General features: G+C 69.2%; 9 protein-coding genes. 1 reads left to right on the forward strand and 8 read right to left on the reverse strand.

The features are described from left to right. Positions 1-114 precede the first annotated feature (114 nt). The gene (locus HCA58_RS10685) at positions 115-2,277 is read right to left on the reverse strand and encodes a DUF6077 domain-containing protein (RefSeq protein ID WP_169597623.1); all 2,163 of its coding nucleotides are present in this window, start codon (positions 2,275-2,277) and stop codon (positions 115-117) included. A gap of 186 nt (positions 2,278-2,463) precedes the next feature. On the opposite strand from HCA58_RS10685, the gene HCA58_RS10690 reads away from it, so the two are divergent. Continuing rightward, a complete protein-coding gene (locus tag HCA58_RS10690; protein ID WP_169597624.1) occupies positions 2,464-3,003 on the forward strand; it encodes an acyltransferase in 540 nt (179 codons plus the stop codon). A gap of 53 nt (positions 3,004-3,056) precedes the next feature. On the opposite strand, the gene HCA58_RS10695 is transcribed toward HCA58_RS10690, so the two are convergent. The 7 genes from HCA58_RS10695 to HCA58_RS10725 all read right to left on the reverse strand — a co-directional run bounded on the left by HCA58_RS10695 (position 3,057) and on the right by HCA58_RS10725 (position 12,332). Continuing rightward, the gene (locus HCA58_RS10695; protein ID WP_169597625.1) at positions 3,057-4,340 is read right to left on the reverse strand and encodes a nucleotide sugar dehydrogenase; all 1,284 of its coding nucleotides are present in this window, start codon (positions 4,338-4,340) and stop codon (positions 3,057-3,059) included. A 4-nt stretch (positions 4,341-4,344) separates the two neighbouring features. Continuing rightward, positions 4,345-5,913 (reverse strand): glycosyltransferase, encoded by a 1,569-nt coding sequence (locus tag HCA58_RS10700; RefSeq protein ID WP_169597626.1) that lies wholly within the window; start codon positions 5,911-5,913, stop codon positions 4,345-4,347. Then, complete coding sequence (locus HCA58_RS10705; protein WP_169597694.1) at positions 5,910-7,475, reverse strand: glycosyltransferase; 1,566 nt, start codon at positions 7,473-7,475, stop codon at positions 5,910-5,912. The genes HCA58_RS10700 and HCA58_RS10705 overlap by 4 nt, the downstream gene beginning before the upstream one ends. A gap of 161 nt (positions 7,476-7,636) precedes the next feature. After that, a complete protein-coding gene (locus HCA58_RS10710; protein WP_169597489.1) occupies positions 7,637-9,067 on the reverse strand; it encodes a glycosyltransferase in 1,431 nt (476 codons plus the stop codon). A 250-nt stretch (positions 9,068-9,317) separates the two neighbouring features. After that, positions 9,318-10,334 (reverse strand): Gfo/Idh/MocA family oxidoreductase, encoded by a 1,017-nt coding sequence (locus HCA58_RS10715; protein WP_346775950.1) that lies wholly within the window; start codon positions 10,332-10,334, stop codon positions 9,318-9,320. Continuing rightward, complete coding sequence (locus HCA58_RS10720; RefSeq protein WP_169597627.1) at positions 10,331-11,440, reverse strand: DegT/DnrJ/EryC1/StrS family aminotransferase; 1,110 nt, start codon at positions 11,438-11,440, stop codon at positions 10,331-10,333. Before HCA58_RS10720 ends, HCA58_RS10715 begins: the two co-directional genes overlap by 4 nt. A gap of 265 nt (positions 11,441-11,705) precedes the next feature. Beyond that, positions 11,706-12,332, reverse strand: a complete 627-nt coding sequence (locus tag HCA58_RS10725) for a TetR/AcrR family transcriptional regulator (RefSeq protein WP_169597628.1) — start codon at positions 12,330-12,332, stop codon at positions 11,706-11,708. Positions 12,333-12,383 lie beyond the last annotated feature (51 nt).

Consider the following 12,383-nt stretch of genomic DNA (forward strand, 5'->3'; position numbering starts at 1 on the left):
CAAGGGGTGGCTCTCCCTATCGAGATCGACGGCCGGCCGCGTCCCGGCAGCAGCGCAGCAGCGCAGCAGCGACCTTAACGCGAGACATCGACGTGGTGACGCCCGGGTGTCGGCTCACCCGCGACGAAGGCAGGTGACGGCGTTCGGGTGCACGGGCGGATCCGCCCTCCGACTGGCGAACGTGGTGTAGCCGAACTCTTCACCGGTCTGCCGGGCGTAACGGTTCTGGCTGTACACGCAGATCGTGCCCACGTCCAGCCGCTTCAGCGCGGCGCCCACCTCCTCGGCGGCGGGCCGCTGGGCGGCCGGGCCCCCGTTGGCGAACCGGGTCACCAGCAACCGGTCCTGGGAGAACTGCGAATCGAGGTCGTACTCGATCAGGAAGAAGTCACGCGGCAGGACCACCCGGGTCCGGGTCGTCAGCAGCGGGATGGTCCGCATGATGCTCGCCGGGGCCAACACCAGGCCGTCCGGTCGGTCGAGACCCACGACGAACCTCGCGATGGCCAGCTGTTTCGTGCGGATCTTCCAGGTCGGCCCGTCGTGTACCAGCACCCCGCTGCGCTCGTCCCACATCGGCACCGCGTAGGCGGCGAACGAGGCCACCATCGCGCCGGCCAGCACCACACCGGTCAGCGCCCGCACCGCCGACAGCCGGGTCGGCAACCAGACCGTGCACAGCAGACCGATGAGCGCCGGCAGGGCGAACAACCACGACACCCGCCACAGCACCACGGAGATGCCGGTGAGCGCGCTGAGCCACTCCAGCACCCCGGGCACCAGCAGCACGCTCAGCGTGACGGTGCCGCCGGCCGCCAGTAACGCCGGACTGCCGCGGCGGGCCAGCAGCGGCCCGCACCACAGCGCGAGTCCACCGATCACGCCGACGATGCCGACCTCGAACGTCCGACGGTACGTGTGCGCGGCGTCGTAGAAGTTGACGTCGGCGGCGGCCTCGTTGGCCGAGCCGAGAGTCAGCTGCGTGACCACCACCGCGCCGATCGGGTAGGTGAGCGCGGCGGCACCGACGGCGAGCGCCGATCTCCATCGACCCACCAGCAGCATCATCAGCCCCGCCCCGCCCACCAGCAGCGGCAGGACGATCGCCGCCGTGGTGGTGAGCCCGGTAGCGGTGATCGACAGCGCGGTGATCAACAGCAGTCCCCACCGGGACCGGTCGTCGAACCAGCGGGTGAGGTAGAGCCACATCAACGGCACGACCGCGGAGACGAACATGCCCTTGCCCTGGTACAGCCGGGGTAGGTGAAAGTTGCCCAGGGCGGCGTCGGGGCCGCAGACCAACGCGAGGAAGGCGATGGCGACGGTGAAGGCGAGCACCGGACGCCGCGGCGCCCAGCGCTGGACCAGCCGCCAGAGAGCCAGCACGGCGAGCACCGCCATGACCGGCAGCAGCAGGTACCAGGTCGCCGAGGCAGCGGAGATGCCGAGGAAACGGGCCAACGCGCCGGCCAGTACCTCGATGCTCGCGATCGGCGGTTGGGACGCCATCGCCGGCAGCACGTTCTCGCTGAACAGGAAGTCGTTGAGCGGGACGTCGTCGCGTTCGGCGACCCACACCGATCGCCCCACGTAGTAGATGTCGTCCGGGGTGCTACGCGCCAGGATGAGCGAGGCGGCGGCAGCACCCCCGGCGGTCAGCAGCGCGTACGCCGACTGCCAGCCGGTCGTTCCCGGCGGCCGGATCGCCGCAGTTTCCCGTCGGGTCCGCCAGGCCAGCAGAACCAGACCTGTAGCCGCCGTCGTTCCGGCCGAGGCCGGCACCCACCAGGTCAGGTCGGCACCGGTCGGCGTACCGGCCAGCCCGGCGGTGACCGCCGCGATGGTGCCGAAGACCAGGACCAGTACCGTCAACGTACGCCGGGCGACCGCTGTCCGGCCGGTACGTGCCGCCGCCGGATCGGCGCCGGACGCCGGACCCGAGCCTGTCGCATCCGGCGCTGCGTCCATCGTGTCCGGTGCGCCGACCGGGTCTGCTGGCACACCACGTCGGTGGCGCCACCGGATCAGCGGGACGAGCAGAGCCGACACCAGGCTGGTCACCAACCAGACCCGGAACGTCCACGACGGGGCGAGGCCGAGCGGGAGTGCGGCGTGGTACAGCAGCGTCCAGAGCGCGAACACCAGGACGGCCCCGTCGGTCAGCGCTGCGGGCAGCCCGGCGACGACCGCACCGAGCCGGCCGACGACGGGCCAAGACCGGCCGAAAGCGGAGGGTTCGTCGATCGCCGCCGGGGAGGTGGCAACCTGGTCGGTCATCGACACGGGACGTCCTTGTCGTCGTACGGGCGGGTCCAGTTCGGCGCGTACCCTGCGCGTGCGCTGCTGATGGTGCCGGCGGATCGGCAAGCAGCGTAAACGGATTCGGGCACGATCCCGGTCGTCACCGGCCCGGTATGCTGCGCCGAGTTCCGCCAGACCGTGCACACCCGATGGGACCTGAAGTTGACTGACACGAACCCGCCCTCCGTCTTCGTCCATCCCACCGCCGACGTCGAGCCCGGAGCCACGGTCGGCGACGGCACCAAGGTGTGGCATCTGGCCCACATCCGATCGTCGGCCCGGGTCGGCGCCGGCTGCGTCATCGGCCGTAACGTCTATGTCGACGCGGGCGTGACGGTCGGCGATCTCGTCAAGATCCAGAACAACGTCTCCGTCTACCAGGGGGTGCTCCTGGAGGACGAGGTGTTCGTCGGCCCGTGCGCGGTCTTCACCAATGACCTGCGGCCCCGTGCCCAGAACCCGGACTGGAAGATCACTCCCACGGTGGTACGCCGTGGTGCCTCGATCGGCGCGAACGCCACCCTGGTCTGTGGCGTCGAGGTCGGCGAGTACGCGATGATCGCGGCCGGTTCGGTGGTCACCCGGGACGTTGCGCCCTACCAACTGGTCGCGGGCAACCCGGCCCGGCCGAAGGGCTGGGTCGACGAGCGAGGCGAGATCGTCTCGCGGGACCCGGACAACCCGCCCCGGCAGGGTCGCTGACCTGGGTAGGGCCGGGGCCCGGGCGGTAGCCGCCGGGCCCCGGTACGGCTGCCTCAGCCGCCGATGACCACCCGACGGACATTCGGCCACCTGGATGGTTCAGTGACCCGGCGTCCGTCGACCAGCACCGTCACACCGGGCAGATCAGCGGAGCCGAGCGTCCGGTACTCGGCGTGGTCGGCCTGGACGACGGCGGCACTGACCGGCTCACCGTGGTAGCCCGGCAGACCGTGCGCCACCAGTTCCTCGTTCGTGTACATCGGGTCGCTGACGTACGGCTTCGCGCCTCGCCGGTGTAGCGCCTGCACCGTCGGGAAGACACCGGAGAATGCGGTCTCCTTGACACCGCCCCGGTAGGCAGCCCCGAGCACCAGCACACCGACGCCGGTCAGGTCGCCGTAGGCGGCGGCCAGCAGATCGACGGCGTACTCCGGCATGGCGACGTTGGCTTCCCGGGCCGAGCGCACCACGGTGGCCGTCGGGTCGTTCCACAGGTACATGCGTGGATAGACCGGGATGCAGTGCCCGCCGACAGCGATGCCCGGAGAGTGGATGTGGCTGTACGGCTGGGTGTTGCACGCCTCGATCACCTTCATGACGTCGACGCCCACCGTGTCGGCGAACCGGGCGAACTGGTTCGCCAGGCCGATGTTGACGTCCCGGTACGTCGTCTCCGCCAGCTTCGCCAGCTCGGACGCCTCGGCCGAGCCCAGGTCCCAGACACCGTTCGGGCGGGTCAGGTCGGGCCGCTCGTCGAAGTCCAGCACCGCCTCGTAGAAGCGCACACCGTGCTCGCCGGACGCCTCGTCGAGGCCACCGACCAGCTTCGGATACCGGCGCAGGTCGGCGAAGACCCGGCCGGTGAGCACCCGCTCCGGACTGAAGACCAGGTGGAAGTCCGTACCGGCGGTGAGCCCGGAACCCTCCGCCAGCATCGGCGCCCAGCGGCCCCTGGTCGTACCGACCGGCAGCGTGGTCTCGTAGCTGACGAGGGTGCCCGGCTTCAGACCTGCGGCGATGGCCCGGGTGGCATCGTCCATCCAACCGAAGTCCGGTACGCCGTCAGCGTCGACGAAGAGCGGCACGACCACCACGACCGCCTCGGCACCAGCCACCGCTGCGGTGGTGTCGGTGGTCGCCGACAGCAGACCGGCGGCCACCACCTCCTTCAGCCTGACGTCCAGGTCCGCCTCGCCCGGAAACGGTACGGCCCCGTCGTTGACCAGCTCGACGACCCGCTCGGAGACGTCGGCGCCGACCACCCGGTGTCCCTTGGCGGCGAACTGCACGGCCAACGGCAAGCCGATCTTCCCGAGGGCGACGACGCAGATGTTCATGGGACTACTTTCCTCTCGACGACCACTTGGTGGCCAAACGGGCGACTGTCCGGCGCGGCGTGACAGACGTGATCATCAACTTGATCCGGTGTTTGCTGTCCGTGTAGGGCGTGACCAGGCACAAGCGGAATCCGTGCCATGCCGCCCGGCGAGGCACTGCGAGGCGTCCCTCCGCCCGCAGCGACGTGGTGGCCGCCCCACCCAGCACGCTGAGCTTGACCTCGACCTTGCGCGGCTCTCCACCCGGTACACCGAGGGTGAGCAACTGGTTCAGTGGCCATTGCGCCCGTACGACGGTACCGGGCCCGCCCGGACGCAGCGTGACGACGGCCGGCAGCTCGCCGATGCTGACCTCCACCGCCTCCGGCGTGAACCCGGCCAGGTGTGCCCCGTGGCTGTGCGCCGTGACCACGAACGTCTTTGCACCGGTTTCGTCGCGTCCCCAGGCCAGGTCGGTGACGCTGAGCTTGACCGCCAGCTTGGCAGCCCGCTCGGTGACGTCGTACCACTCGTCCGGAAAGCCCAGTTCCGGGTCACGGAAGCCGAAGTAGTGGGCGTAGCAGCGGTCACCGACGATGGTCAGCTCGGGTAGTGACTTGTCCCTCTGCTGGCTGATCAACTGACGAAGGTGGTGCAGGTCGCCGTGTCGGGCGGCCAGCAGGCGTAACCGGACAGCGGCCGCGAGGCGGTGCCGGATGCCGTCGGTCAGGTAGCTCACGAGCAGCCGACGGATTCGTTGGTGGGCCTGCTCCTGCAGAACCGGTTCGAGTTCGAGGAACTCTGCCCGGAGCAGCTTGGCCACCTCCCAGCTGAAGTTCCGTAGCAGGATCGCGTCGCGTCGGGGCCCGGGCTCGATCAGCCCGACGACGAAGTCGATCAGCTCCTCGGCGCAGCGCAGCCGCTCCTCGAACCGACTCGCATAGGTGATGTTCTGCGCGTTGTCCCGTTTGACTGCGTAGTAGTAGACGTAGTCGGCCAGGACCGAGATTCGCCCGGCGCGTACGCACGCCTCCAGGGTGAAGGGCTGGTCGCTGCCCATCCGCATGTCCTCGCGGAACCGCAGGCCGTGCCGCTCGATCAGGTCTCGCCGGAACAGCTTGGTGTTCGACAGCGACCAAGGCAGGTCGCTGTCGAACAGGTCGACCTGCTCCTCGGTGCTGGCGTAGATGGCCTGGTGCACGTAGCGGTTGTTGGTGCCGACCATCCGGCCGAGCACCACGTCCGAACCCCACCGGTCGGCGGCGTCCACCAGTCGTTCCAACGCCTCCGGTCCCAGGTGGTCATCCGAGCCGATGAAGAAGACGTAACGCCCCTGCGCGACCTCCAAGGCCCGGTTGCTCGGCCCCGCCGGGCCTCCCGAGTTGGGCTGGTGCAGCACGGTGACAGTGCCCGGGTACCGCTTGGCGTAGCTATCCAGTTCCTCACCACTGCCGTCGGTCGAGCCGTCGTCCACCGCGACCACTTCGAGCCGCTCCAGGCCGATGCTCTGCCCGACCAGCGACTCCAGGCAGTCCGTGAGGTACGGCATGGTGTTGTAGACGGCGACGACGACGGTCACGTCTGGCTGGTTCACCCGGGCGCTCCGACCGAGAGTGAGGTCGCCTCGACGGTCAGATCCGCGTCCGGGGTCGACGCGAGCCGATCGGGCAGCAGGCGGGAGTACAACCTGTCCAGCACCTGCGCCTGCGCCTCCCACGTCCACTGCTCCAGGAGGCCGGGCCGGTCGTAGGCGGCGCGGTAGCGCGCCGGGTCGGCCAACACTGCGCGAACCGCGCGCACGAAGTCGGCTACGTCCTCAGCGGTGAACACCTCGCCCTGGCCTGTCTCCCGAACTTTCGCGGCCATGGTCCGTACGTCGGAAACGACCATCGGCAGCCGGGCATGCGAGTACTCGAAGAACTTCGTGATCAGGGCGATTTCGTGATTCGGCCAGTGATGGATCGGGATCACCCCCACAGTGGCCGCCGCGAGGAAGGAGACCACCTGGTGGTGCGGCACATACGGCAGCACATGCAGCCGGTCGGCCACGCCGAGCTCTTCAGCCCGGGCGACCAGACCCCGCGTGTAACGGCCGGACGGCGAGTTGACCACGAAAGCGGCGTGGACCTCGCCGAGTTGCGGCAACGCCTCGACCACGGTCCCCATGCCCCGCTGCTCGGCCGCCGCGCCACTGTAAACCAGCAATGGGGTGGCCCCGTCGATGCCGCACAACTGGCGCAGATCGGGCGTCGACTCATCGGCGTCGACCAGGCTGTCGAGCTTGCCGGGCGCGTTGAGAACCACCTCTGGTCGCTCCGCAAGGCCGTGCTGCTCCTGAAGCAGTTCGGCAAGACCGTCCGACACAGTCATCACCGCATCTGCGTACACGGCGTACTCACGTTCGTGTGCACAGTGCGCGGGCATCCATCGTGCATCGTCTCGACGGGGCCGAATGCCAGGCAGAAACTCGTGCGCATCCCAGACCAGCTTCACGGTACGGCCGGCAGAGCGGGCGCGCAGTACGCTACGGGCACCGACACCGATCATCCGAAAGTCGTGGGCGTGGATCAGGTCCGGCTTGAGCCGGTCGACGACCTTCCCGAAGGCGAGTTCCCAGTCCCACAGTGCCGGTTCCAGTCGACGCCAGGAGTGGTCACCTCTGACGGACTGCCAGAAGCGGGTGTAGAGCCGATCCCACGGGCCGTCGAGCCGCTGGCGAGCCTCCCGGGCACGCTGCGACTGGTTGCGGCGGAGCCGGACCCACCGTTCGAGCACCTTGGCGGTGAGCAGCTCGGCGCGAAGCACCTGCCGCCGGAGTCCTGTCGGCGTGCCCGACGCGGCGGCGAGGTCCAGTTCGGCCCGGCGGACCCGCAGGTCCGCCTGCCACGCTTTCATCTGCTGTACGCGGTTGGCCGCCACGCCGTTGGGCGGGTAGCCGAGTGGACCCCGAATCCAGCTACGACGGAACTGGTGACGTCGGGTGCTGAGCGGGCTCGACATCGGCAGCAGTCGAACCTCTGCCTGCCCCAGCTGCCAGGTGTGCACGTCTTTGTCCGGGGATCGGCCGAGCAGTGTCACCTCCCAGCCTGCTTCCGCTGCCGAGCGCGCAATCTTCTGCACCCGGGAGTCCCCGTTGACGGCATTATCAACAAGCATGACGACCCGCCCGCGGGTGCCCGGCTGCCTTGCCGCGTCCAGCTCCATCTTTCGACTCTCTGCCTCTCTGTTGCCTTCGGCCGGTCGATGCCCTGCCGCTGTCAGAACGACTGTGCGATGTACCGTCGGACCATTCGCTGCACTACGAACGTGGGCGGGGCTCAGCTCGCCGCCTGCGCGGACCAGCGGGTTTCCGCCGTCTCATCGACGGACTCCTTCCGCAGCGAAGGACCTGTCGGGCCCGGCACCAATTCGCGGTAGACGCGATCGAGTACGGACGCCTGGGAGCGCCAAGTCCACTCGTCCAGCATGCCCGGAGTCTCGTAGGCGGCCCGGTATCGGTGTGGATCCGCCAGGACCGCACGTACCGCACGAACGTAGTCGTCCACGTCCTTGGCCCGGAACACCTCGCCCTGCCCGCTTCTCCGGGTCGCCTCCGCCATCGTCCGGACATCGCTCACGACCAGCGGCAGCCGGGCGTGGGAATACTCGAAGAACTTCGTGATCAGGGAAATCTCGTGGTTGAGCCAACGGTGGATCGGAATCACGCCGACATCGGCCGACGTCAGGAACGACACCACCTGCCAGTGCGGCACATAGGGCAGCACATGTATCCGTTCCCGGACCCCCATTGCCGCCGCTCTGGACAGCTGTGCCGTCAGATAGGCCGCCGAGGGATCCAGCACCACCAGGGCCAGGTGCACGTCGCTCATCGCGACCAAACCCTTGATCATGGTTGCGATCCCTCGCTGTTCGGCTACGGCGCCGCTGTAGACGAGCAGCGGCACCTCAGGTGCCAGGCCGCATTGCTGCCGAACATCCGATGCCGCCCCGCCGTCCGCATCGGCCGGCTGACTCAGCTCCGGTGCATTGAGTAACACGTACGGCTGACGTGACAGCCGGTGGCGTCGCTTCAGCAGGTCGGCAAGTGTGTCGGAGACGGTTATCACCGCGTCGGCGTACCGGGAGTACTCCCTCTCGTGCGCCATGTTGGCCAGCCGCCAGTGCGCGTCGGCGGATCGCGGCTTCAAGCCCGGCAAGTACTCCCGCGCCTCCCAGACCAGCTTCACGACACGCCCCTCGCCACGAGCCCGCAACGCGGCCCGTGCGCCGACGCCGAGCATCCGAAAGTCGTTGGCGTGGATGAGTTCCGGCTCGAGCCGGTCCAGCGGCTCAGCGAACGCGAGCTCGTAGTCCCAGAGCAGCGGCTCCAAACGGCGCCAGCACCGGTCGCCGCGCACCGTCCGCCACACGTACGCGTGAATTCGGTCGAGCCGGCCGTCGAGGACCCGCCGCCCCTGCTGAGCGGCCTTCGTCTGCCGGGACCGCAGACCGACCACACGCTCGGTCAGTCCGATGCCCAGCACGGAAGCTGCCAGCCGGAACCGCTCGACGATCCCCGCACCGGTTCCATGAGAACCGGACCGCAACGCGATCCGCCGTACCCGGACGTCGGCCCGCCAGGCGGCGAGCCGCTGCGCCCGGTCACTCGCGGTCTTTGTCTTGGGGTACGCGAGTGGCCAGCGGAGCAGGGATCTGCGGAGTTCGTGGCGCTCCCGATGCAACGGAGTCGGCACGGGCACGAGGTACACCGGAGCTCCTTCGCACTCGGCCGTCTGCGGCTGGCCGTCGGGCGACCGGCCGAGCACGATGACCTCCCAGCCAGCCTCACGCATCGAGCGCACAGTCTTCGCGGACCGGGAATCACCTCGCACGGAGCTGTCTACCAGCATCACGACCCGCCCATTGCCGTGATCATTCGGTTGGTGGTCGAACTCCATGGACTGTCCTGTCCCGATGGGCTCCGGAGAGCGCGAACTATCCAAGGGAGGCGTCCGAGCGCTACGCGCCGACGGGAGACGGAAGAGAGCGAGTGTCGCCGTTGCGCGCCGACTCCAGTGCCATTCCGGCAACTTCGACGGTGCGCAGTCCCTGCCGGAGGGTGACAATGTCGCTTTCCTTGCCCTCGACCGCATCCCGGAAGCGCTCGTGTTCGACCAGCAGCGGCTCGCGCTTCGGGATGGCGTAGCGGATCATGTCCCCCTCGGCGACGCCGCGGAAGGCCCGTAGCGCCTCCCACTCGGTGCCGATCGCGCCGTTGGCGTAGAAGGTCAGGTCGGCGGTGAGGGTGTCGGCGACGAAGCAGCCCCGCTCACCGGTGATGACCGTGGACCGCTCCTTGAGCGGGCTGAGCCAGTTGACCAGGTGGTTGACCATCGTGCCGTCGGAGAGCTGACCGACGACCGCGACCATGTCCTCGTGCAGTCGGCCGCTGCGGGAGACCGTCCTGGCCGACACCGAGACGTACTCCCGGCCGGTCACCCAGCTGGTCAGGTCGATGTCGTGGGTGGCGAGGTCCATCACCACGCCGACGTCGGCGATGCGGTGCGGGAACGGGCCCTGCCGTCGGGTCACCACCTGGTAGACCTCGCCCAGCTCACCCGCCTCCAGGCGATTCCGCAGGCTCTGCAGGGCGGGGTTGTACCGCTCGATGTGGCCGACCCCGGCCACCAGCCCACGGCTCTCGAACGCCTCGACCAGGCGGGTCGCCGCCTCGACCGACTGCGCGATCGGTTTCTCGATCAGCGCGGGCACCCCGTGTGCGGCGAGTTCGAGGCCGACCTGCTCGTGCAGTGCGGTCGGGCAGGCGATCACCGCGTAGTCGATGCCCAGGGCCAGCAGTTCGCCGAGGTCGGGCAGCACCGGTGCCCGGAACAGGCCGCCCTGGTCACCCGCCGGTTCGACGATCCCGACCAGCTCCACCCCGTCCAGCCCGGAGAGTACGCGGGCGTGGTTGCGGCCCATCGCGCCGAGGCCGATCAGGCCGGCGCGCAGTCTGCCGCCGTGTCGCGGGTTCACCGGGCACCACCGGCGAGGTTCGCGGCCTCTACGATCCGATCGAGGTCGTCGGCGCTCAGCGTGGGGTGCACCGGCAGTGAGATCACCTCGGCAGCGGCCCGCTCGGTCTCCGGCAGTTCCCAGGGGCCGGGCTGGCCGTCCTCGTCCAGGTACGGTTTGAGCCGGTGGATCGGGGTCGGGTAGTAGACGGCATTGCCGATGCCCAGCTCCTGCAGGCGGGTCTGGGCGGCGTCCCGGTCGCCCCGGACCCGGACGGTGTACTGGTGGTAGACGTGCCGGGCGGCGTCGGCCACCGGCGGCGTGATCATGCCGGTGATGTTCGAGTCGAGGTACTTGGCGTTCGCGCGGCGCTGCTCGGTCCATTCGGCGAGCTGGGTCAGCTGTACCCGGCCGATCGCCGCGGCCACGTCGGTCATCCGCATGTTGGCCCCGACGATCTCGTTCGCGTACCGCTGCTCCATGCCCTGGTTGCGTAGCAGCCGCAGGGTGCGGGCCAGCCCGGCGTCCGCAGTGCTGATCATGCCTCCTTCCAGGGAGTGCATGTTCTTGGTGGGATAGAAGCTGAAGCAACCGGCGGTGCCGAATGCGCCGACCGGGGTGCCGTTCAGGCTGGCACCGTGGGCCTGGGCGGCGTCCTCCACGACGGCCAGGTCGTGCCGCTGCGCCACCGCCATGATCCGGTCCATCGCGGCGGGGTGACCGTACAGGTGGACCGGCACGATGGCGACGGTCCGCGGGGTGACCGCGGCGGCGACCGCCTCCGGGTCGAGGCAGAAGCTGCCCGACTCGATGTCCACGAAGATCGGCGCAGCGCCGACCAGTCGCACCGCGTTGGCGCTGGCCGCGAAGGAGAACGACGGCACGATGACCTCGTCGCCCGGGCCGACGCCGAGCGCCAGCAGGGTCAGCTGGAGGGCGGAGGTGCCGGAGTTGACGGCGACACAGTGTCGGTCGGCCACGAGTTCGCCGAACTCCTGCTCGAACGCGGCGACCTCGGGACCCTGTACCACCTTGCCGCTGCGCAACACCCTGACAGCCGCCTCGATCTCGGCTTCGCCGATGATCGGGCGGGCTGGCGGTATGAAGGCCGGGTGCTGCCCCGTCATGTAGTCCTCCCAATCGCAAGACTGTTTCGCGAGTTCGGGATGTGATACTAGCCGGCCGTTAACGGGGGACAGAAAGAGCGTTCACGGTGCGTCCGTCTGCCGTTCAGGAATCACTGGTCGGGCGCGCACCGGTGCAGGTCCAGGCGGTGATCCGGCACGGTGGGGCTTCGGTCCGGACACACCACACCGGCATCCGGACCGATTTCCCGCCACTGTCGGTCATCGGCGGGGCACGCCGCAGCCGCTGCGAGGTTTCGGGACGGCCTCAGACGCGATCGTCGCTCGGCACGGCGCAGGCCACTCTCAGTGCAGCCACGGCGGCCCGTGCCATCCGGTCCAGCTCGGGTGGGTCCAGTGGTAACCGGGCGATGGCCATCCGCCAGTAGATCGGCCCGACTATCAGGTCCGCCACGGTCCGCGGGTCGGCGCCGCCGGGTAGCTCGCCGCGCTCCACCGCGCGCCCGATGACGATGTTGCCGATGCGGTCCTGGTAGTCCTTCAACGCGCCCTGCAGAGTCCCGGCGATCTGCGGGTTACGCGCCGCCTCGGCGAGCAGGTCGGGGATGATCTGCGATGCCACCGGATGGCCCAGTGCCCCGCTGACGACCAGCAGGAGCAGCCGGACGTCGCCGTCGAGGGTGCCGGTGTCGAGCATCGGCAGCTTCCGGCTCGCGGCAGTCGAGACCACGTCCAGCACCAGGTCGAGCTTCGAGTTCCAGCGGCGGTAGATCGCGGTCTTGCCGACCCCGGCCCGGCGGGCCACCGCCTCGATGGAGAGCCGGCCGTATCCGACTGCGGCGAGTTCCTGCATGAGGGCGCGACGGATGGCCGAGGTGATCTCATCGCGGAGCACCGCCGCACCGGCCGGGGCGCGCCTCTTTTCGGCCGTCACCTGGGACTCTTCTCGACTGTCACCGGGACAGCTTAGCGCAACGACGCTACG

It is taken from the genome of Micromonospora sp. HNM0581 (assembly GCF_012726175.1).
Classification (GTDB): Bacteria; Actinomycetota; Actinomycetes; order Mycobacteriales; family Micromonosporaceae; genus Micromonospora.

Bases quoted from the DNA above. Each gene is read 5' to 3' on its own strand.
- HCA58_RS10685 (WP_169597623.1), bottom strand. From the start codon at position 2,277: ATGACCGACCAGGTTGCCACCTCCCCGGCGGCGATCGACGAACCCTCC.
- HCA58_RS10695 (WP_169597625.1), bottom strand. From the start codon at position 4,340: ATGAACATCTGCGTCGTCGCCCTCGGGAAGATCGGCTTGCCGTTGGCC.
- HCA58_RS10705 (WP_169597694.1), bottom strand. From the start codon at position 7,475: ATGCTTGTTGATAATGCCGTCAACGGGGACTCCCGGGTGCAGAAGATT.
- HCA58_RS10720 (WP_169597627.1), bottom strand. From the start codon at position 11,440: ATGACGGGGCAGCACCCGGCCTTCATACCGCCAGCCCGCCCGATCATC.